The organism is Streptacidiphilus sp. ASG 303 (assembly GCF_020991365.1).
GTDB lineage: Bacteria > Actinomycetota > Actinomycetes > Streptomycetales > Streptomycetaceae > Peterkaempfera.
Window position 1 is genome coordinate 106,251 of the sequence record NZ_JAJLRA010000011.1, and the last position, 21,289, is coordinate 127,539.

The following is a 21,289-nucleotide window of genomic DNA, read 5'->3' on the forward strand; positions in this document are numbered from 1 at the left end:
CGGCCCGCGTCCCGGCGCGTCCCGGCCCGGCGGACCTCGGCGGGTCCCGGCGCGCCCCGCCCGGCCGCGGCGGTCGGCTCAGCCCTCGCCGCCCGGGGGCGGGGTGAGGCCGTTCTCGTACGCGAAGACCACCGCCTGGGTGCGGTCGCGCAGGCCGAGCTTGGCGAGGATGCGGCCCACGTGGGTCTTCACGGTCTGCTCGGAGAGCACCAGCCGTTCGGCTATCTCGGCGTTGGACAGGCCGCGGGAGACCTCGCGGAGCACGTCCAGCTCGCGCTGGGTGAGCGCGGCGGCGGCCTCGGGGCGCAGCGCCCCGTACCGGCGGCGGCGGGCGAAGTCGGCGATCAGGCGGCGGGTGACGGAGGGGGCGAGCAGGGCCTCGCCGCGGGCGACCACCCGCACCGCGTCGATGAGGTCGCGGGCGGGGGCGTCCTTGAGGAGGAACCCGCTGGCGCCGAGGGCGAGCGCCTCGTAGACGTACTCGTCGAGGTCGAAGGTGGTGAGGATGAGGATGCGCGGGGCGCCGGGGTCGGTCTGGTCGCCGATGATGCGGCCGGTGGCGGTGAGGCCGTCCATGCCGGGCATGCGGATGTCCATCACGACGACGTCCGGCCGCAGGCGGGCGGCGGCCTCGACGGCCTGGAGGCCGTCGCCGGCCTCGCCGACGAGCTCGATGTCGGGGGCGGAGGAGAGGAGTGCCCCGAGGCCGTCGCGCACCATCTCCTGGTCGTCGGCGAGCACCACTCTGATCGTCTGCCCCACGGGGTCCTCCTGCTGCGGTCCGCTTCCTGCGGCTCTCAGTCTCCCTCCCCGGGGAGGCCCGTCTGCTCGCGGGGCTCGGGCCGCGGCGGGCGCCGGGGCAGCGGGCCGTGGCGGCGCACGGCGGCCAGGTCGACGGGCAGCTCGGCCCGCACCTCGAAACCGCCGTCGGCGCCGCCGCGCGGCCCGGCGCGCAGGGTGCCGCCGAGCATGGCGACCCGCTCCCGCATGCCGACCAGGCCGTGGCCGCCCCAGGCGGCGTCGGGGACGGGCGGGCGGCCGTGGCCGCGCCCGTCGTCGCTGACCCGCACCACCACCGCGTCGCCGCGCTGGACGACCTCGACCTCGACCCGGGCGCCGGGGGCGTGGCGGCCCGCGTTGGACAGCGCCTCCTGCACGATGCGGTAGGCAGAGACGTCGACCCCGGCGGGCGGGGTGCCGGAGGCGAGGGTGAGGGAGAGGTCGACCTGCATGCCGGCGGTGCGGGCGGTCTGCACCATGTCGGGGATCTGCCCGATGCCGGGCTGCGGGGCCAGCTCCAGGTCCTCGTCCTCCTCGCGCAGCAGCCCGATGACCCGGCGCATCTCGGTGAGGGCGGTGGTGGACGCCTCCCGGATGGCGGTGAAGCTGCGCAGCGCCTGCGGCGGCAGGCCCGGCGTCTTGTAGGGGGCGGCCTCGGCCTGGATGGCGACCATCGACATGTGGTGGGCGACGACGTCGTGCAGTTCGCGGGCGATGCGGGAGCGCTCCTCCAGCACGGCCTGGCGGGCGAGGTCGCGGCGGCGCTGCTCCTCGGCCTGGACGAGGCTGCGCTCGGCCTCGCGGCGGGAGTGGATGGCCTCGCCGAGGAGCAGGACGAGCGTGGTGATGAAGACGGCGACGGCCAGCACCAGCCAGGAGAGGCCGGTGAGCGGCACGGCGGGCAGCAGGACGACGAGGAGGACCACGGCGATCGCGCCGAGGGAGATGCGGCGGCCGTAGGTGATGGCGCAGCCGAAGACCAGCATCAGGTAGGCGGCGCAGCCGGCCGCGGGCCACGGCCAGAACGGCTCGGGGATGCGGGGCGACTCGGCGAGGACGGTGAGCAGCATCCCGGCGGTGGCGATCCGCCAGGCGGTGAGCGGCCGTACGGGGGCGACGAGCAGCGGCAGGACCTGCAGGCTGCACAGGGCCCAGGCGAGGCCGGGCGGCACCAGGGTGGAGAGCTGGGCGGCGGCGGCGACGGCGAGGAGGAGGACGCCGGCGGCGGCGGGCACCGAGAGGGCCTTGCGCCAGAACGGGAAGGCGGGCCCGGCCAGCCGCATCGGCCGGTCCGGGGCGGACCAGGCGGCCTGCCGGACCAGGTCGAGCACGCGGGCCGCCCGCCGCAGGGCGCGGGCGTGCGGCGGGCGGGGGGCTGCGCTGGTGGTGTCCATGGTGGGGTCAGCGTAGGGCCCGGGGCGGCCGCGGGGGGCGCCCCGGGCGCGCGGGGTCCGGGTGCGGGAGGGGGTTCAGCGGCGGGGCGCCGGGGCGGGCGCGGCGGGGGCCGCCTCGCGGCGGGCGAGGCGGGAGTGCCGGATGCCGTAGCCGAAGTAGAGCAGGGCGGCACCGGCCAGCCAGACCCCGAAGAGGGTGAAGGTGAGGCCGTGCAGCCCGTAGATCAGGTACGCGCAGAAGGCGACGCTGAGCAGCGGCACGACGGGGTAGCCGGGGACCTTGAAGCCGCGGTCGAGGTCGGGGGCGGTACGGCGGAGCACCATCACGCCGACGGAGACGACGGCGAAGGCGACCAGGGTGCCCATGCTGGTGAGGTCGGCGAGGACGTCCAGCGGGACGAAGGCGCCGAGCAGGGCGACGCCGGCGCCGACGACGACGGTGTTCCACACGGGGGTGCCGGTGCGGGGGGAGACCCGGGCGAAGCGGGCGGGGAGCATGCCGTCGCGGCCCATGGAGTACAGGATCCGGGTCTGGCCGTAGAGGACGACCAGGGTGATGCTGAAGATCGACACGATGGCGCCGAGGGCGAACATGGTGGAGGGCCAGGTGCTGCCGGTGACGTCGCGCAGGATCTGGGCGAGGCCCGCCTCCTGGCCCTCGAACCGCTGCCAGGGCTGCGCGGCGACGGCGGTGAGGGCGACGCCGACGTACAGCAGGGTGACGACGCCCAGCGAGATGAGGATCGCCAGCGGCATGGTGCGCCGGGGGTCCTTGACCTCCTCGCCGGCGGTGGAGACCGCGTCCAGGCCGATGAAGGAGAAGAAGATCGACGAGGCGGCGGCGCCGATGCCGCCGATGCCCAGCGGCGCGAAGTCGCTGAGGTTGCCGGAGTGGAAGCCGGTCAGGCCGATGCAGACGAAGAGCACCAGGATGGCCAGCTTGACGGCGACCATGGCGGCGTTGACGCGGGCGGACTCCCGGGCGCCGCGGACCAGCAGCACGCAGCACAGGGCGACCAGGACCACGGCGGGCAGGTTGACGTAGCCGCCGTGGCCGGGCGGCTGGGCGACCGCGTCGGGCAGGGTGACGCCGAGGACGTCGTGGAGGAACTCGTTGAGGTACTGCCCCCACGTGACCGTGATCGCCGAGGCGGAGACGCCGTACTCCAGCAGCAGGCAGGCGCCGACGCCGAACGCGGCGGCCTCGCCGAGGGTCGCGTAGGCGTAGGAGTAGGACGAGCCGGAGACGGGGATCGCGGAGGCCAGCTCGGCGTAGCAGAGCGCGGTGAGGCCCGCGGTGACCGCCGCGATGACGAAGGAGAGCACGACGGCGGGCCCGGCCTCGGGCACCGCCGAGCCGAGCACGAAGAAGATGCCGGTGCCGACGGTGGCGCCGATGCCGATGGAGGTGAGCTGCCACAGCCCGATGGAGCGGCGCAGGCTGCCCCCGGTGGTGACGCCGCCCTCGGCGACGAGTGCGGAGACGGGCTTCCTGCGCAGCATGCGCTCGCCGAGGGGGGTGGTCCTGGGCACGACGTGTTTCCTTCGCACGGGGGGCGGGGCCGGCCGGGTCGCGGGGGCGGTACCCGGAGAAATCGGCACTGTCGTCCATGAACAGTGCAGATGTTTTTATTATACGAATCATTGCATGAAAACACGGCGGCCCGCGCAGGGCTCCCCCGCCGGGCGCCCGGGAGACCCCGGGAGACGGGGAAAGCCGGAAAAGGCGGCTGCTAGGTTACTGAGGCCGATGGGGCAGCCACCTGCGGGGAGAAGGCACCGGAGCATGGGCGAGCGGAACGTGCGGGGCGGGAACGGCGCGGGCTCGGGCGGGGGACGGCATGTCCCTGCCTGCTGAGAGCACCGTGCCCGGCCGCACCGCGGTACGCCTGCCGCGGCAGGCGGGCCCCGAGCCCCGGACAACGGCGCGGCCCGCGCCCGGGCCCGGGCCCGCACCGGCGCCGTCGGCCCGGCGGGCCGCCGCCACGGCGGCGCTCTGCTTCGCCCTGACCGCGGCGATCGGCCTGCAGTCCTGGCTGACCGGCCGGGTCGGCGGCTTCGACCTCGGCATCTTCGACCAAGGCGTCCGCAGCTACGCGCACCTGCAGCTGCCGCACTCGGCGATCAAGAACGTCCACCACGGGTTCCCGGCCGGCTTCTCCCTCCTCGGCGACCACTTCTCCCCCGTCCTGGCGCTGCTCGCCCCGCTGTACTGGGTCTGGGACGACCCGCGCATGCTGGTCCTCGCCCAGTCCGCGCTCTTCGCCGCCGGCGTCCCGGTGGTGCGGCGCATCGCGGCGCACTGCCTGGCGGCGCGGCCGGGGGCGGTGTCCGCGGCCGCCGACACGACCGGGCTGGTCTACGCGCTGGGCTGGCCGCTGTGCACGGCCGCGAGCGTCGGCTTCCACGAGGTGGCCTTCGCCGTCCCGCTCACCCTCCTGCTCCTGGAGCGCGGCCTGGCCCGGCGGTACCGGTCCGTCCTGCTCTGCGCCGCGCTGCTGGCGTGCACCAAGGAGGACCTGGGACTGGTCGTCGGCGTGTACGGCCTGGTGCTGGCGGCGCGGGCGCACCGGCGCGCGGACCGGCGCGGCACCGCCACCGGGGCGGTCCTCCTCGCCGCGGGCCCGCTCTGCTCGGCCGCCGCCATCCGCTGGGCGGTCCCGGCCTTCGGCGGCCGTCCCGACTACTACTGGAGCTACGGGAGCCTGGGGCCCGACGGCGGTTCGGCGCTCGCCCGGATCCTCGCCGACCCCGGCGTCCTCCTGCACACCGCCACCACGCCGCTGATCAAGCCGGCCCTGCTGCTGTGGCTGCTCGGCACGCTGCTGCTCCTGCCGCTGGGCTCCGCGACCGCCCTGCTGGCCGTGCCGCTGCTGGCCGAGCGGGTCCTCTCCGACAACCCCAACCACTGGCCGGCGACCCACCACTACGACGCCTTCGTCTGGCCGATCCTGCTGGTCGCCTCGGTGGAGGTGCTCGGGCGGCTGGCCGGCGCCGGACGGCCGCGGCTGCGGCGCGCGGGCCGCGCGCTCGCGGCCGGTGCGGTCGCCTGCAACCTCGCCGCCACCTGCTGCATGGGCCTGTACGGGCTGGCCAACCCGCGGATCTGGAAGCCGCGGCCGGACCGCAGCGCCCTCGTCCGGGCGGCGGCGCTCATCCCCGACGGCGCCTCGGTGGAGGCGGACAACAACGTCGCCCCCCACCTGACCCCGCGCACCGACGTCGTCCTCGTCGACGCCGTGCCGCACGGCCGGGAGTACGTGGTGATCCGCAGCGGGGTGCGGGCCTTCCCGTTCGCCGACGTCGGGCAGCAGCAGGAGCGGATCCGCCTGCTGCTGGCCCACGGGTACGAGACGGTGTGGAGCGGGGACGGCGTCGTCCTGCTCCGCCGGACGAGGACCGAGCCCATCCCCGGCATGCGGGACCCCGCCTCCGGCGGGCCGGTGCGGGACGTCGTCCCGCCGGACGTGGGGAGGAACCTCTTCCGGGGGTGAGCCGGCCCGGGCGCGGGCGCCGGGGTCCGGGCGCCGGTCCCGGGCGGGACGGGGACCGGGCGGGACGGGGACCGGGGGACGGTGCGCCGGGGTCCGTGCCCGGGCGGACGCCCCGGCCGCCGCAGCGGGCCCGCGGGAGGGCGCGGCCCCCTTTCCCGCGGCCTCCCGGAATTCCGGGGGAGGCGGCGTCCGGAACGGCGCGGGGGAATCCGGGAATTCCCTTTGCAGGAGGCCCGGGTGACGCCGCGGCGGAATTCCCGGAATTGCCGCACCGGGACGGCGGACGGGCCCGGGCGCCGCACGGGAACGGCTGCGGCCGACGGCGGGTGACCCCGCGTCAGCGGACCCGCAGGACCGCCTGCATCACGTCCCGGGCGATGGGCGCGGCGAGCCCGCCGCCGCTGATGTCGGCGCGCCGGGCGTCGCTGTCCTCGACCACCACCGCGACGGCGACCCGCGGCGCCGCCCCCTCCCGGCCCGCGTACCCGATGAACCAGGCGTAGGGGGTGCCCCGGTTGGCCACGCCGTTCTGCGCGGTGCCGGTCTTGCCGCCGACCACGGCCCCCGGGATCTGCGCCCTGGTGCCGGTGCCCTCGGTGACCACGTCCTCCATCATCGAGCGCAGCTCGGCGGCGACCCGCGGGTCGACGGCCTGCCGGTACGTCCGCTCCGACTCGATGGCGACGGCGGTCCCGTCGGCCCGGGTGAGCCGGTCGACCAGGCGGGGCGCCATGATCCGGCCGCCGTTCGCGATCCCGGCGGCGACCATGGCCATCTGCAGCGGGGTGGCCCGGGTGTCGTACTGGCCGATGGAGGAGAGGGCCAGGCGGGCCGGGTCCATGCGGGTGTCGAAGACGCTCCGGGAGACCGCGACCGGCACCCGCAGCCGGGGGTCGTTGAAGCCGAACGCCTCCGCCGCGGCCACCATGCGGTCCAGGCCGAGGTCGACGCCGAGCTTGGCGTAGACGGTGTTGCAGGACCGGGCCAGGGCCAGCCGCAGGGTGGCGTCGAGGCAGCCGGGGGCCTCGTTGGTGAGCTCCCGGTCGGTGTCCGGCAGCCGCAGCGGCTCCGGGCTGTCGGTGGGCACGTCGGGGTCGGCGCCGGCCGTCAGCGCCGCCGCGGCCGTGACCACCTTGAAGGTGGAGCCCGGCGGGTACGTCTGCCGCAGCGCCCGGTCCAGCATCGGCTGCAGCGGGTCGGCCTGGAGCGCGGCCCACGCCCGGCGGACGGCTGCCGACGACCCCGCGAGGCTCCCCGGGTCGTACGACGGCGTGCTGACGAGGGCGAGGATGCGGCCCGTCGCCGGCTCGACGGCGACGACCGCGCCGCGCTTGCGGTCCATCGCCCGGTACGCGGCCTGCTGCACCGCCCCGTCGAGGGTGGTCACCACGTCACCGCCGCGCTGCGGGGTGCGGGTGACCGCGTCCCAGGGCGCGAAGACCGCCAGACGGGGGTCGGTCCCGGCGAGGACGTCGTCCTCCACGCCCTCCAGCAGGGTGTTGCCGTAGATCTGGGAGGAGTAGCCGGTCGCCGCCGCGTAGACGGGGCCGTCGCGGTAGGTGCGCTCGTACCGGAACATGCGGCCGTCCGCCCGCGAGCCGGTGACGGGGCGGCCGTCGACCAGGATGTCCCCCCGCGGCTGCGCGTAGCGGGCGATCGCCGCGCGCCGGTTGGCCGGGTTGTCGTCGTACCGCTGCGCCCGGAGCACCTGCACCCGGGTGGCCTGCACGAGCAGCGCCACGATCAGCAGCAGGCAGAAGGTGCCGGCCCGCCGGCCCGTGACGGAGATGCCCGGCCGGCTCACCGGGGCACCGCCGGGCGCCGCGCGGCGTCGCTCATCCGCACCAGGAGCGCCACCATCACCCAGTTGGTGACCACCGACGAGCCGCCCTGGGCCAGGAACGGCATGGTCATCCCGGTGAGCGGGATGAGGTCGAGCACGCCGCCGGCCACCACGAAGACCTGGAGGGCGACGATCCCGGCGAGCCCGATGGCGAGCAGCCTGCCGAACGGGTCGCGCAGCGCGATGCCGGTCTTGAAGCCCCGGCCCACCAGCACCGCGTAGAGCAGCAGCAGCGCGGTGAGGCCGGCCAGGCCCAGTTCCTCGCCGACGGTGGCCAGGACGAAGTCGGACTTGGCGGCGAAGCCGATCAGGATCGAGTGGCCGCGGCCCAGGCCCGTCCCCAGCAGGCCGCCCGCGGCGAACGCGAAGAGCGACTGCGCCAGCTGTCCCGCACCCCGCCCCGCGTCGATGGACGCCGTCGGGTGCAGCCAGTCCTCGACGCGGCCGTGCACGTGCGGCTCCAGCAGCCCCACCGCCACCGCGGCCGCCGCCGACAGCAGCAGCCCGATCGCGATCCAGCCGCTGCGGGCGGTGGCGACGTACAGCAGGATCACGAAGAGGCCGAAGAAGAGCAGCGAGGTCCCCAGGTCGGTCTCCAGCACCAGCACGCCGACGAAGACCGCCCACACCACCAGGACCGGCCCCAGCACCCGCCCCCGGGGCAGCTGCCAGCGCCAGATCCGCCGTCCGGTGAGCGCCAGCGCGTCGCGGAACGCCGCGAGGTAGGCCGCGAAGAAGACCGCCAGCAGCACCTTGGCGAACTCGCCGGGCTGGATGGAGAAGGAGCCCACCGTGATCCAGATGTGCGCCCCGTACACCGCCGGGAAGAAGACCGGCAGGACCAGCAGGACCAGCGCCGCCAGGGCGCTGATCCAGGCGTACCGGCGCAGCACCCGGTGGTCGCGCACCGCGAGCAGCACGGTGACGAAGAGGGCGACGCCGGTCGCCGACCACAGGAGCTGGGTGGGGGCGGCCTGGTCGCCGGGCGTCGCCCGGTCGAGCCGGTAGATCACCACCAGTCCGATGCCGTTGAGCAGCAGCGCGATCGGCAGCAGCAGCGGGTCGGCGTAGGGGGCGCGCCAGCGCACGGTCGCGTGCGCCAGCAGGGCCAGGACGCCGAGCGCCGCGCCGTAGCCGCCCGCGCCGGCCGGCACGCCCCCGTCGATGGCCGCGCCGACCGCGACGTACCCGAGGACGGACACCCCGACCGCGGCGGCGAGCAGCAGCAGTTCGGTGGTGCGCCCGGTGGGGACGCGGACGGCGGGCGGTGGGGCCATGGGCAGGTCCGTCCTCTCGGCGGAGGGGGCGCGGCGGAGGGACGGTCCGGACGGCCGTCCGGACGGGGACGCCCGGACGGAGGCGCCCGGAGAGGAGCGCCCGGACGGGGCGGCTGCCGCCCGGGAACGGGGAGCGCCCCGGGGCGGAGGCGCCCCGGGGACGGACAGCGGGACGGACGGGCCGCTGCCCGTCCGTCCCTCTGCGGAACCCGCCCGTCGCTACGCGGGGTGCGCCACCTTCGTGGCCTTCAGGGTCTCCCGCAGGTGCTCCTCGGCCTCGGCCGAGAGCGAGGTCTGGATGATCTCGCCGCCGAAGCGGGCGATCTCCGGCAGCACCTTGTCCGGGGTGGCCTGGCGGACCAGCACGAAGAGGGCGGCGCTGCCGGGCTGCAGCTTCTGCCCGACCTTGCGCATGAAGTCGTCGTCCACGCCCACCTCGGTGGCGGCGCCGACCGCCGCACCGGTCGCACCGCCGATGGCGGCGCCGAGGAAGGGCATGAAGAAGAGGAGGCCGATCACCCCGCCCCACAGCGCGCCGGAGGCGGCGCCCATGCCGGTGGTGCTGACCGCCTGGTGCAGCTTGATGCGGCCGTCCTGGCGGCGCTCGACGACGACGGCGTCCTCGATGTCGATGAGCTTCTGCTTCTGCAGGTTCCCCAGCTCGGTGCGGACCTGCTGGGCGGTGGGGAGGTCGGGGTAGGAGATGGCGAACAGGTTGCTCACGGGAGTTGCTCCTTCCGGGGGGGCGGGCGGCCCTGCCCCACGGGCCATCCTCGGCGAGGCGGGCCGTTCCCGCCCGGTGTGCTGGTCCACTCGGGCGGCAGCGGCAGCGGCGGCGGACGGGGGTGGGGTGGGCCGGGCCGGGTCGGAGCCGCGGGCGGGCCCCGCCCGGCCGGCGGCGCACCCGCGGCGGCTACCGTGGCGGCCGTGACCCGCGAGCAGGAACTGGACCAGCTGATCGGCGGCGCCGTCGGAGCCCCGGCGGACGCCGCGGAGGACGCCGTGGACGCGGCCGCGTCCGCCCTCGCCGCCGCCGCGGGCGCCCCGGCGGCGGACCGGGCCCGGGGGCGGGCCGGGGCGGACGGCCGGAACGGGGCAAAGCCGCGGGACGGGGCGGACGCGGTGGGCACGGCCCTGCTCGCCGCCGCCGGACGGGCGGTGCGCCGGGCCTGGGAGAACGGCTGGCAGCCCGCCGACCTGGTCCGGGTCGTGCGCCGCGACCTCGCCCCGCACCACGCCGCCCTCGCCGTGGACGCGGTCGCCGCCGAGGGCCTCCGCTACGGCGACGGCGAGCTGCCGCCGCGCTGGGCCGCCCAGCTGTCCGACCTGGACGCGGCCGTCCGGTGGGACGGCGGCGGCGCCCACCTCGCGGCCTTCGCCGCACAGTGGCGCCTGGACCGCTTCGGCGCGGTCGTGGCCTGGCTGGAGCTGCTGCGCCTGCTGGTCCGGCTCCCCCGGATCACGCCGGTCGCCCCGCCCCCCGGCAGCCGCTTCCCGCGGCCGGGCTCCGCACCGGCGGCTGCGGCGCCCCGGATGCTCGCCCGGGTGCGGGCGCTGCTCGCCAAGGCCGAGGCGACCCCGTACGCCGAGGAGGCCGACGCCTTCACCGCCAAGGCGCAGCAGCTGGCCGCCCGGTACAGCATCGACGAGGCCCTGCTCGACGCCGACCCGGCGCACCCGGCGGGCGGCCCGGAGGCCCGCCGGATCGGGGTGGAGGAGCCGTACGCCGCGGCGAAGGCGGTGCTGCTCGACGCCGTGGCGGCCGCGAACCGCTGCCGCAGCGTCTGGTCGTCCGACCTCGGCTTCTCCACGGTCGTCGGGTACGGGCCCGACCTGGACGCCGTCGAGCTGCTGCACGCCTCCCTGCTGGCCCAGGCCACCGGCGGGATGAACCGGGCCGCCGACCGGCACCACCGCAGCGGCCGCTCGCGGCGCACCCGCGACTTCCGGCAGACCTTCCTGGTCGCCTTCGCCGGGCGCATCCGCACCCGGCTGGCCGACGCGGCCGGCGAGGCGGCGCGGGAGGCCGAGGCGGAGGCGGCCGCGGGGGCGTCCGGCACCGCTGCGCGCCCTCCGCTGCTCCCGGTGCTCGCCGCCCGGGAGGTCGCGGTGGAGGACGCGGCGGAGCGGATGTTCCCCGGCACCGTCCGGCACCGTCTGCGCGGCCGCGACCTGGCGGGGTGGGAGCACGGCACCGAGGCCGCCGACCGCGCCCGGTTGGGCGTTCCCGGCCCGGGAGAGGCCTGACCGTTCCCGGGCCGGGACCGCGGCCGCCCCTCCCCTGACGATCGGACAGTCTGACGATCACTAGGATCTGCGGGTGATCACCAGACGACGGTCGGCGGCGGTCCTGCTCGGCGTGCTCGCCGCCCTGACGACACTCGGCGCGCCACCGGCCGCCGCCGACGAGACCACCCCCGCGAAGGAACCGCCCAAGGTCGAGCTGGTGCTCGACGTCAGCGGCTCGATGCGTGCCACCGACCTCGGCGGCCGCAGCCGCATCTCGGTCGCCCAGCAGTCCTTCCGGGAGGTGGTGGACTCGCTCCCGGCCGAGACCGAGCTCGGCATACGCGTGCTCGGGGCCTCCTACCCGGGCAACGACAAGCGGCTGGGCTGCAAGGACACCCAGCAGATCGTGCCGGTCGGCCACCCCGACCGCACCGAGGCCAAGACCGCCATCGCGACCCTGCGCCCCACCGGCTTCACCCCGGTCGGCCTCGCCCTGCGCGAGGCCGCGAAGGACCTGGGCACCGGCGAGACCACCCGGCGGATCGTCCTCATCACCGACGGCGAGGACACCTGCGCCCCGCCCGACCCCTGCGAGGTCGCCCGCGAGCTCGCGGCCCAGGGCACCCACCTGGTCGTCGACACCCTCGGCCTGACCCTGGACGACAGGGTGCGCCGCCAGCTCACCTGCATCGCCTCCGCCACGGGCGGCACCTACACGGCCGTGCAGAGCGGCAACGAGCTGACCGGCCGCATCAAGCAGCTGGTCAAACGGGCCGGCGACACCTACGACCAGACCCCGCAGCGGATCTCCGGCGCCGCCGAGTGCGCGACCGCGCCGCTGCTCTCGCCGGGCGTCTACAGCGACCGCGAGCAGGTCGAGGAGCACCGGGCCTACCGGGTGCCGGTCCGGCCGGGCCAGGAGCTGCGGGCCTCCGTCAGCGTCGCCCTCGACCGGCCCCTCGGCCGGGACCGCGGCGTGCTGCTGCGGGCCCTGTCCACGGACGGGCAGGAGCTGGTCCGCGGCAGCGACGCGGGCAGCGGCCGCACCGACGTGCTCTCGACCGGCCTGCGCTGGTCCCCGGCGCAGGGCGACGGTGCGTCGGCGCCCGCCACGGCCGCGGACGGCGGGACGGGCACCGGGACGGACGGCACCGCGCAGGCCGCGGAGAGCGTCTGCCTGGTCGTCAGCAACTCCTTCGCCGTGCCGGCGGCCGTCCGGCGCGCCCCGGGCATGCCGGTCGAGCTGACCGTCGACGTGGTCGACGCCTCCCCCGCCCCCGGCGGCCCGGACCTCGGCCGCGGCTGGGTGCTGCTCGGCGTCCTGGCCCTCGCCGGCCTGCTCACCGGTCTGGTCGCGGGCTGGCTCGCCCGCTGGCGGATCGCCGTCTGGAGGGAGAACTGACATGCGTACGGCACACCTCCTGCGCACCGCCGCCGGCCTGACCGCCGCCGGGGCGGCCCTGCTGGCCGGGGCGTCCGCGCCCGCGTCCGCCGCACCGGCCGACACCGGCACCGCGTCGCCCGGGGCGTCCGGCTCCGCCGTCCCCGGCACGGCGGGGACGTCCTTCCTCACCGCCGCCGCCCTGGGCCGGGGCGCCCCGGTCCAGCTGTCCGCCTCCACCGGCGACTACCTGTACTGGGCGTTCGGGGCGGCCGCCGGGCAGACCGCCACCGTCGGCGTGACCGTCTCCCTGCCGCCCGCGGCGAACCGCCACGGCGCCGCCACCTGGACCGTCGACGTCTTCGACGGGCTGCGCCGCCGCCAGGCGTGCACGGCCGGGACGCAGACGGCCGCCGCCGCGGCCGACGCCGCGACCGTGTCCCTGGACTGCACGCTGCGGCAGGTGCGGTCCTGGGCCGAACCGTGGTCCGGCGACCCGCTGCCCGGGACGTACTACGTCCGGCTCTCGGCCACCGACCTGCCCGAGCCCGACCTGGGCCTGCCGGTCCGGGTGGAGGCGCGGGTGACGTCCGAGGACGGCGACGCCGAGCCCGAGGGCGGCGGCCTGCGGGCGCCGCTGGTCCCGGCCGTCCACCCCGGCGCCACCCTCGCCCCGGGTGCCGTCCCGTCGGCGGCGCCCCCGGCTCCGTCCGGGCCCTCCGCGGCCCGGCCCGTCGAGAGGGCCCGCGGGTGGTTCTCCGGGATCTCCTCGCGCTGGATCTGGACGGCCGGCGGCGGCGTGCTCGCCGCCCTGCTGGGCGTGGCCGGGTACAGCCTCACCCGGCACCCGCGCCGCCGGCCCTCCGCCGGCTGACCCGGCACGGCGGCCGGGGGGCGTTTCCTCCCCGGCCGCCGTACCGGGCCCTGGCCCCTCGGCGGCCGGGGCCGCGGGGCCCCGGAGGCGGGCCCCGGAGACGGGCCCCGGGGCGGCTCGCGGCGGAACGCGCTGCGGGGGACGCCCCGCGAGGGAGCGCCCCGCAGAGAAACCTGGGCCGGAGTGTGCCCATACTGGCGGTGGGTGCCTCCCGCCGCAGCCCCAGCCGCCACGAGGGGAGCAGAGCGCATGTGCCGATGGCTCGCCTACTCGGGTTCGCCGATCCTGCTCGAGGACATCGTCTACAAGCCCTCCCACTCGCTGATCGAGCAGAGCCTGCACGCCAAGCTGGGCGTGGAGACCACCAACGGCGACGGGTTCGGCATCGGCTGGTACGGCCACCGCTCCACCCCGGCGGTCTTCCGCGACGTGGGCCCGGCCTGGAGCAACCGCAACCTGCGGGAGCTCACCAGCCACATCCGCTCCCGGATGTTCTTCGCCCACATCCGCGCCTCGACCGGCTCGGCCACCCAGCAGACCAACTGCCATCCCTTCCGGTACGGGCGCTGGCTGTGGATGCACAACGGCATGATCGACGGCTTCTCCGCGATCAGGCGGGAGCTGGCCCTCGCCGTCGCCCCCGCGCTCTTCCCCTCGATCGAGGGGTCCACCGACTCCGAGGTGATGTTCTTCCTCGCGCTGGGCCTGGGCCTCGCCGAGGACCCGCCCGGCGCGGTGGCGCGGATGGCCGGGCTGGTGGAGGAGGTGGGGTGGCGGCACGGTGTCGAGCACCCCGTGCAGATGACCGTCGCGGTCTGCGACGGCACGCGGATGTGGGCGTTCCGGTACTCCACGGAGCACCGGTCGCGGTCGCTCTTCCACAGCACGGACATCGAGGGCCTGAAGGAGCTGTACCCCGACAGCCCGCTGGTCCGGAGGGCCTCGGAGGAGGCCAGGCTGGTCGTCTCCGAGCCGCTGGGCGACGTCCCGGGGGCCTGGAACGAGGTGCCCGAGTCCAGTTACGCGGTCGTCGAGCACGGCCGCTACGAGATCCGTCCCTTCGCGCCGGCCCGGGTGCCGGTCCCGGCCGTGGGGGCGTGACCGCCGCCGTCCGTCCTCCGTGACCCGCCGGGGCCGCCGGGGCCGCGCCGCGGGCGTCCGCCGCCCGCGGCGCCGGACGCCCGCCGGAGGTCAGGCGGGCACCCGGACCTGCTCCGCCCCCTCGCCGCCGTGCAGGCCCTGGCCGCCGTGCCGGGCGGTCCAGTCCTCCAGCGCGGTGCGGCAGGCGTGGTCCAGGTGGCGCAGGCCGGACGTGTCCAGGGTGGCCGGACGGTCCTGCGGCAGGGCCTCCAGGGCGGCCAGCAGCCTGGGCAGCCGCAGGAAGGTGGCGTTGCCGGAGAGCCGCACGAGCACCGGCGCGCCCGCCCCGAGCACGTCCGGCGCGAGCACGTCCGGCGCGAGCACGTCCGGCGCGAGCACGTCCGGCCCGTCCGCACCGCCCTCCCCGCACCCGTCGGCCGCGGGCGCCGGGTCGACGACCTCCACCTGGAGGTGGGAGATCTCCCAGGCGCTCTTGAGGACCGCCAGCAGCAGCCCCAGCAGCACCCCCTCCAGCAGGTTGGCCGCCACGACCGCCACCGCCGTCGCCAGCAGGACGACGGCCTCCCCGCGATGCGCCCGCCACAGCGGCGGGAGGGTGGAGACCGGTACCAGCTTGGCCCCCGCGTGCACGAGGACGGCGGCCAGCGCCGCCAGCGGGATCACGCCGAGGGCCCCCGGGAGCAGCGCGGCGAACAGCAGCAGCCAGCAGCCGTGCAGCACCCGGGACGCCCTGGTCCGCGCGCCCGCCTGGACGTTGGCGGCGCTGCGCACGATCACCGCCGTCATGGGCAGCGCCCCGAGCAGCCCGCACACGGTGTTGCCGACGCCCTGCGCCACCAGTTCCCGGTCGTAGTGCGTGCGCGGGCCGTCGTGCAGGCGGTCCACCGCAGCCGCGCAGAACAGCGACTCGGCGGAGGCGACCAGGGCGAAGGCGACGGCGGTGCCGAGCAGCCCCGCCCCGGCCAGTCCCGCCAGGTCGGACAGGCCGGGCGGCCGCACGGCCTCCAGCAGGCCGCGGACCTCGACCCTGGGCGTGTCCACCCCGGCGAGGACGGTCACGGCGGTGGCTGCGGCGACCGCCGCCAGCGGGCCCGGCACGGCGGTGCGCACCCGGTACGGCAGACGCGGCCACAGCAGGAGCAGCAGCAGGGTGCCGCCGCCGACCGCGGCCGTGGTGAGGGCCTGCGGCGAGCCGGCGGTGGCGGCCGCCAGGGCGGGCAGGCCGGCCAGGTCGGCCGGGCCGTTGCCGTGCCCCTTGGCACCGAGCATCGGGTACAGCTGGCCCGCGACCAGGACCAGCCCGATGCCGGCCAGCATGCCGTGGACGACGGAGACGGAGACGGCGCGGAACCAGCGGCCGAGCCGCAGCGCCCCCATGGCCGTCTGCAGCAGTCCGGCGGCGAGGACGACCACGCCCAGCGCGGGCAGGCCGTGGTCGGTGACGGCCTGGTGCACCAGGACCGTCAGGCCCGCCGCCGGTCCGGACACCTGGAGGCTGCTGCCGGGCAGCACGCCGGCGACCAGGCCGCCCACGATGCCGGTGACCAGGCCCAGTTCGGCGGGGGCGCCGCTGGCGACGGCGATGCCGACGCAGAGGGGGAGGGCGACCAGGAAGACCACCAGGGAGGCGGCGAGGTCGCGGCGGAGGACGGCGGGCCGGAGGAGCGCGGACCGGAGGAGGGCAGGACGGAGGGCGGGACGACGAGTCATCAGGTCCTCACTGGGAGTGCTCGCGGACGGATGTCCGGGACGGGTGGAACAGGACTGCGGGCAGGCGGCCGCGCCGCTCCGGGGGCGCTGGAGGCCGCCCCGGGGCCGGGCGGGACCGCCGGGCGGCGGCAGGGGCCGCGGGCGTCAGGCGTCAGGCGTCAGGCGTCAGGCGTCAGCAGAGGAGAACACGCAGACGGACGGGATCGGGTGCGGCCGGTGGTGCGGCTGCCGCCGGGCGCCCGGCGGCGCGGCGTCCGCCGGTACCGGGTCCGGCCGGAGGGTCCGGCAGGGGCGTCCGGCATCCCGTGGAGCGGCCGGACACGGGACCGCCGGGGGCCGGGCCGCGGCGGGTCGGAGGGGACTCGGACCGCCCGGCGCCCTGCGGGAGCGGTTCCTCCTCCCCCGGCGGCTGCTGCACGAGCGACGGCTGCACGGCCGGGGCGGTCGGCCCGGCGTCCTGCGCAGCGGCCGGGCCCGTACCGGCGAGGGCGAGCAGGGCCGCCAGCAGGAGGACGACGGCCGTCCGCACGGTCGTGCGCGCAGCGGCGAACGGCACGGGCCACCCCCTCCCGACACAGGATGTCATCACTCACCGTAAGTAAAGCATGCGGATGTGACGAACAATCCGCTACCGGACGCGTCCCGCAGCCGCCGAACGCACGCCGCGGAACCACGGCGGCCCGGCGGCAGGGGCCTTCCGACCTGCGGCGTCACGCGCCGGACGGCCGTCCTCCCCCGGGCGCGCGGGCGCACCACCGCACCGGCGCCCGCCCTCCGGGCGCCTCGCGATCCCCCCGCCCGCACCCCGCCGGGCAGGCGGCCCGCCAGGCCGCGGACCCTTGCCGTCCGGTCGCCCCCCGGCCGGTCACACCCCGGCCGGACGCGGTCCGACCGGGAGCACCTCGGCCCGGCCGGCCGCCCGGTGGCCGGAGACCAGGTGCGGAGCGGCCACGAAGAGCAGCCACACCGCGCCGGCGATGAGCGCGAAGACGATGCCGATCGGGGCGGCGAAGGCGACGACCGGCGAGGAGGCCGCCCAGACGGTCGCCTTCAGGGGCTCCCTCCGCGACCTGAGCGCCATCCCCAGGCACCCCAGGAAGGCCAGGATCATCACCACGTAGTACAGGACGTTGAACCAGCTCATGGACCTGCTCCCTGCGACGTCCCCCCTCCACCGTGGCCACGTCCGGCCGCACCCGTCAACCGGGCGGCCGCCCGCCGGGGAACCGGCCGCCCCTCGACCGCGGGCCCCGGCTGCGACTGCGATTGCGGAGACACGTCTCCGAGGCGCACCCCTCCGGGCGCGGCGGCCGGCGCGACCGCGGCGGCGCGCCTCGGGGCAGCCCGCAGGCCGCCCGGACACCCGGGCACCCGGGCACCCGGGCACCCGGAGGCCGACCGTGTGACGCCCGGTCACGGGAGGGTGCTGCGGCCGTTCTCTGCCTGCCCTGGCGAACGCGGAGGACCCCATCCGCACACCGTCCCCGGAAGGGACCACCCGTGCACGCCGCCTCCCGCGCGACCGCCGCCCCGCTCGGCACGCTCCTCCTGCCCACCGGCCGCTCCGGCGGGGCGCGTCCGCCCCGCACGCCGACGCCTCGGCGGGCCCCGACGACCACGGCTGCCTGACGTCCGGCCAGGCGGCCGGCTCCTTCCCGCTCAAGCTGACAGGGCAGCCGGTCACGACCGAGGCCTTCGCAGCCGGGAAGGGCACGGTCGGCATCGTGTTCGCGCACACGGCCGGGGAGACCGTGTGCGCGCGGGCCCCCACGGCCTCCCCCGGCGCCGCCCGCGACTGCCTCGCCCTCACCTTCACCTCGCTCGGGGCGTCCGGCCGGCCGAGGAGAACGTGGCCGACGCCTGTCCGGGAGCGGGTCAGGGGCGGTCCGCAGGGCGTGGGGGAGGCCGGGGAGGTCCGCCCTGGCTGCGGCGCCCCGCCGCCCCGCACAACGCCGGAGGCCCTGCCCGGTTTCCCGGGCAGGGCCTCTGTTGGGTGGAGCTGAGGGGATTCGAACCCCTGACCCCCTCGATGCGAACGAGGTGCGCTACCGGACTGCGCCACAGCCCCAACGAGAAAGAACTCTAGCATCCTTGGGAGGGTGCTCGCGCACGCCCCGGCGCCGGGACCGGCGGTTATCCGCCGGGCGTCACTCGTTGGCGGCGCGGGGCCGGGGCTGCTCGGCGGCGATGTCCGGGGCGGGGTGTTGGGGTGCGGCGTACTGGTCGAAGAGCGGCGTGCGCCCGCGCGGCTCCTCGGCGGCCGGGGGCGCGGCGGCCCGGCCGGCGCTCCAGGCGTCGGGTGCGCCGAGGTCGAGGCTGCCGGTGCTGCGGGGGGCGACCGGGGCCGTGACGTAGGTGGGGAGCGGGACGGGCACGGGCTCCCAGGAGTCGGGGTCGGCCTCGGCGGAGCGCTCGCGCAGCCCGTCGACCCACTCCTCGTGGTCGGTGGCCTCGGTGGCCTCGACGAGGGCCGGCCGCTCGGCGGCGGGGTCGGCCCCCGGGTGCTCCCGGTCGGCCCCGGCCCGGTGGCCCGCGTCCGCCGCGGTGCCCGCGTCGTCCCGGTGGCCCGCGCCGTCCCGGTGGCCGGGTGCGGCGGGGCGGTCCGGCGCCGCGGGGCGGCGGGCCGGGCCCGGCTGCGGGTGGCGGGCGGTGGCCTGGGGCGCCGCGGGGCGGGCCTCGGACCGGTGGTGGCCCCGGTGCCCCTGGTGACCCTGGTGGCCCTGGCGCTCGCGCAGCCGCTGTGCGGCCTCGGCGGCGCGGCGGCGGTCGAGCTTCACCTCGTAGCGCAGGCGCTCCTGGCGGCGCAGGCGCCCGATGTAGAGGGAGAGCAGCACGGCGGGGGCCGCCGGCGCCCAGAGCAGGGACAGGCCGCCCACGGCGGCGGCGATCGTGCCGAGGGTGAAGGCCGCGAAGAGGGCCGTGACGATGCGGCGGCGGCGGGCGAGGAGCCGGGCCCGGCGGCGGGCTCCGGCGCGGGCCTCGCGCTCGGCGCGGGTGGGCCGCGGCGCGGGCGCCGGGGTGCGGGGGGCGGGCATCCGGTCGTGTGCGGACGCACGGGTCGCGGCGGGCGCGCCGTCCGCCGCGGCGTCGGCGCCGGGGCCGTCCGCGCCGGGGGCACCGTCGTCGGGAGCGTCGGCGCCGGGGGCGCCGGTGTCGTCGTTCCGACCGTCCAGGGACCGGGTGATGCGACGCTCCATCGCCGCCCGCCCCGACAGGAGGCGGATGGCGGTGCTGAAGCGTTCCGTCGGGCGCGCCTCGTTGAGCTCGTCCTGCCTGCGGAGCCACATCGGCACCAGGTAGGCAGCCCAGGCCCCTACGATCGCCGCGTAGATGAGGCCACTACTGCTCACGTGTCACACCGTAGGGGTGGGAAGCGGCGCCTGTCGCCGTTTACTGCCGGTGTGTCGCATGATCAAGCTGATTCTCCGACTATTTTGTGGGCTCGCATGACGGAATGACGTTCCCTTTGCGAGCCTTCGGGATCGATTTCGAACGCTTATTCAATTCGCCGGTCGGCCCGCCCGGGAGGCCCGCCAGCGGCCCAGCAGGCCCTCCGGCACCTCCTCCGAGGTCAGCGCGTAGACCAAGTGGTCGCGCCAGTCGCCGTCGATGTGGAGGTAGCGGGGGCGGAGCCCCTCCTCGCGGAATCCGAGTTTCTCCACGACGCGCCGGCTCGGCGTGTTCTCGGGGCGGATGCAGATCTCGATGCGGTGCAGTCCGAGGGCGCCGAAGCAGTGGTCGGCGGCGAGCGCGACGGCGGTGGGCGTGATGCCCCGGCCGGCGACCGCCTGGTCGATCCAGTAGCCGATGTTGGCGGAGCACATGGAACCCCACGTGATGCCGCCGACGGTCAGCTGGCCGACCAGCCGGCCGCGGTACGTGACCACGAACGGCAGCATCCGGCCCGCCGTGGCCTCCGCCTTCAGGTAGCGGACCATCTGCCGGAAGGTCGGCCGGGGCCCGGCGAGCCGGCCGGGCGGGGGCGGCGGCGTGGTGGCCTCCCAGCGCCGCAGCCAGTCCCGGTTGCGGCTGCTGACCTCGCGCCAGGCCTTCTGGTCCCGGACCCTTATCGGCCGCAGGCCGACGTCCCCCTCGTCGAGGGTCACGGGCCAGACGGGGTTCAGGGGGTGCTCCTGGGCTGGGAGTGGTGCCGGTGCCGCCCGTCCTGGTCGGGGCGGGGGTGGTCGCCCCCGCGCACCTGGTCCACGGCGTGCGCGAGGAGCGGCGCGAGGACGGCCAGGCCGTCGCGCACGCCGCCGGTCGACCCCGGCAGGTTGACGATCAGCGTACGTCCGGCCAGTCCGGACAGGCCACGCGACAGGACCGACGTCGGGACCTTCTCGCGCCCGTACGCCCGGACCGCCTCGGCGATGCCGGGGACGGGCCGGTCGATCACCCGGGCCGTCATCTCGGGGGTGAGGTCGGTGGGCGAGATGCCGGTGCCGCCGGTGGTGAGCACCACGTCGTACCCGGCCGCCACGGCCTCCCGCAGCACGGCCTCCACGGGCTCGCCGTCGGGGACGACCCGGGGGCCGTCGGCCGCGAAGCCCATCGCGGTGAGTCCCTCGACGAGCAGCGGGCCGCCCCGGTCCGCGTAGACGCCCGCCGAGGCCCGGTTGGAGACGGTGACGGCGAGGGCCCGTCCGGCGGTCCCCCGCGCCTCGCCCGCGGGCCCCCCGGCGCCCGGCCCGGTACCCGCCGGCCCGGCGCTCACCGGCTGCCGCCGCGGTGCCAGTCGCCGCTGCGGCCGCCGGTCTTGGACTCGACGCGGACCGCGTCGATGACGGCCTCCCGGTCGACGGCCTTGACCATGTCGACCACGGTGAGCCCGGCCACCGCGACCGCGGTGAGGGCCTCCATCTCGACCCCGGTGCGGTCCGCGGTGCGGACGGTGGCGGTGATCTCCACCGCGTCGTCGGCGACCGCGAGGTCCACCTCCACGCCGGAGACGGCGATGGGGTGGCAGAGCGGGACGAGGTCGGGGGTGCGCTTGGCGCCCATGATCCCGGCGATCCGCGCCACCGAGAGGGCGTCGCCCTTGGGCACGCCCTCGCCGCGCAGCAGCTCGACCACGCGCGGCGAGACCAGCACGCGGCCGGACGCCCGGGCGGTCCGCACGGTGGCGGCCTTCTCCGAGACGTCGACCATGCGGGCCGCCCCCGCGTCGTCGACGTGGGTGAGGCGGTCGGCCGGGCGGCCGTCGGGC

The 21,289-nt window shown here is 77.1% G+C and carries 17 protein-coding genes and 1 tRNA gene; 5 read left to right on the top strand and 13 right to left on the bottom strand.

Annotation, left to right across the window (positions count from 1 at the left end):
- Positions 1–78: 78 nt before the first annotated feature.
- The 3 genes from LO771_RS16535 to LO771_RS16545 all read right to left on the bottom strand — a co-directional run bounded on the left by LO771_RS16535 (position 79) and on the right by LO771_RS16545 (position 3,677).
- Positions 79–762 (bottom strand): response regulator transcription factor, encoded by a 684-nt coding sequence (locus LO771_RS16535; protein ID WP_308188924.1) that lies wholly within the window; start codon positions 760–762, stop codon positions 79–81.
- 35 nt (positions 763–797) lie between these two features.
- Positions 798–2,174 (bottom strand): sensor histidine kinase, encoded by a 1,377-nt coding sequence (locus tag LO771_RS16540; RefSeq protein ID WP_230653097.1) that lies wholly within the window; start codon positions 2,172–2,174, stop codon positions 798–800.
- A gap of 75 nt (positions 2,175–2,249) precedes the next feature.
- On the bottom strand, positions 2,250–3,677 hold the full coding sequence (locus tag LO771_RS16545; protein ID WP_230653270.1) for an amino acid permease: 1,428 nt from the start codon (positions 3,675–3,677) through the stop codon (positions 2,250–2,252).
- Between the two features lie 338 nt (positions 3,678–4,015).
- Between LO771_RS16545 and LO771_RS16550 the strand changes: the two genes are divergently transcribed.
- Complete coding sequence (locus tag LO771_RS16550) at positions 4,016–5,668, top strand: DUF2079 domain-containing protein (RefSeq protein WP_230653099.1); 1,653 nt, start codon at positions 4,016–4,018, stop codon at positions 5,666–5,668.
- A gap of 337 nt (positions 5,669–6,005) precedes the next feature.
- Here LO771_RS16550 and LO771_RS16555 read toward each other — a convergent pair whose 3' ends face one another.
- The 3 genes from LO771_RS16555 to LO771_RS16565 form a co-directional block, all read right to left on the bottom strand.
- Positions 6,006–7,472, bottom strand: coding sequence for a penicillin-binding transpeptidase domain-containing protein (locus LO771_RS16555; protein ID WP_230653101.1), 1,467 nt, complete (start codon positions 7,470–7,472; stop codon positions 6,006–6,008).
- Positions 7,469–8,788, bottom strand: a complete 1,320-nt coding sequence (locus LO771_RS16560) for an FtsW/RodA/SpoVE family cell cycle protein (RefSeq protein WP_230653103.1) — start codon at positions 8,786–8,788, stop codon at positions 7,469–7,471. Before LO771_RS16560 ends, LO771_RS16555 begins: the two co-directional genes overlap by 4 nt.
- Positions 8,789–9,007: 219 nt before the next feature.
- The gene (locus tag LO771_RS16565) at positions 9,008–9,511 is read right to left on the bottom strand and encodes a DUF1269 domain-containing protein (protein WP_230653105.1); all 504 of its coding nucleotides are present in this window, start codon (positions 9,509–9,511) and stop codon (positions 9,008–9,010) included.
- Positions 9,512–9,715: 204 nt separating this feature from the next.
- Between LO771_RS16565 and LO771_RS16570 the strand changes: the two genes are divergently transcribed.
- From LO771_RS16570 to LO771_RS16585, 4 genes are all read left to right on the top strand, one after another.
- Positions 9,716–11,035, top strand: coding sequence for a DUF2786 domain-containing protein (locus LO771_RS16570; protein WP_230653107.1), 1,320 nt, complete (start codon positions 9,716–9,718; stop codon positions 11,033–11,035).
- A 73-nt stretch (positions 11,036–11,108) separates the two neighbouring features.
- Positions 11,109–12,419: a VWA domain-containing protein gene (locus LO771_RS16575; RefSeq protein ID WP_230653109.1), complete on the top strand. Its 1,311-nt coding sequence runs from the start codon at positions 11,109–11,111 to the stop codon at positions 12,417–12,419.
- 1 nt (position 12,420) lies between these two features.
- Positions 12,421–13,272: a peptidase gene (locus LO771_RS16580; protein WP_230653111.1), complete on the top strand. Its 852-nt coding sequence runs from the start codon at positions 12,421–12,423 to the stop codon at positions 13,270–13,272.
- A gap of 249 nt (positions 13,273–13,521) precedes the next feature.
- Complete coding sequence (locus LO771_RS16585; RefSeq protein WP_230653113.1) at positions 13,522–14,373, top strand: class II glutamine amidotransferase; 852 nt, start codon at positions 13,522–13,524, stop codon at positions 14,371–14,373.
- Positions 14,374–14,463: 90 nt separating this feature from the next.
- Here LO771_RS16585 and LO771_RS16590 read toward each other — a convergent pair whose 3' ends face one another.
- The 7 genes from LO771_RS16590 to moaC all read right to left on the bottom strand — a co-directional run bounded on the left by LO771_RS16590 (position 14,464) and on the right by moaC (position 21,231).
- Entirely contained in the window at positions 14,464–16,083 is a 1,620-nt protein-coding gene (locus LO771_RS16590; protein ID WP_230653114.1) for a SulP family inorganic anion transporter, read from the bottom strand.
- A gap of 865 nt (positions 16,084–16,948) precedes the next feature.
- On the bottom strand, positions 16,949–17,227 hold the full coding sequence (locus tag LO771_RS16595) for a hypothetical protein (RefSeq protein WP_230653116.1): 279 nt from the start codon (positions 17,225–17,227) through the stop codon (positions 16,949–16,951).
- Positions 17,228–18,077: 850 nt separating this feature from the next.
- A tRNA-Ala gene (locus LO771_RS16600) sits at positions 18,078–18,151 on the bottom strand.
- A gap of 79 nt (positions 18,152–18,230) precedes the next feature.
- Positions 18,231–19,433, bottom strand: a complete 1,203-nt coding sequence (locus tag LO771_RS16605; RefSeq protein WP_230653118.1) for a hypothetical protein — start codon at positions 19,431–19,433, stop codon at positions 18,231–18,233.
- 150 nt (positions 19,434–19,583) lie between these two features.
- A complete protein-coding gene (locus LO771_RS16610) occupies positions 19,584–20,189 on the bottom strand; it encodes a GNAT family N-acetyltransferase (protein ID WP_374228184.1) in 606 nt (201 codons plus the stop codon).
- Positions 20,190–20,203: 14 nt separating this feature from the next.
- Entirely contained in the window at positions 20,204–20,797 is a 594-nt protein-coding gene (locus tag LO771_RS16615; RefSeq protein ID WP_230653120.1) for a molybdenum cofactor biosynthesis protein B, read from the bottom strand.
- Positions 20,794–21,231, bottom strand: a complete 438-nt coding sequence (gene moaC / locus LO771_RS16620; RefSeq protein WP_230653274.1) for a cyclic pyranopterin monophosphate synthase MoaC — start codon at positions 21,229–21,231, stop codon at positions 20,794–20,796. Before moaC ends, LO771_RS16615 begins: the two co-directional genes overlap by 4 nt.
- Positions 21,232–21,289 lie beyond the last annotated feature (58 nt).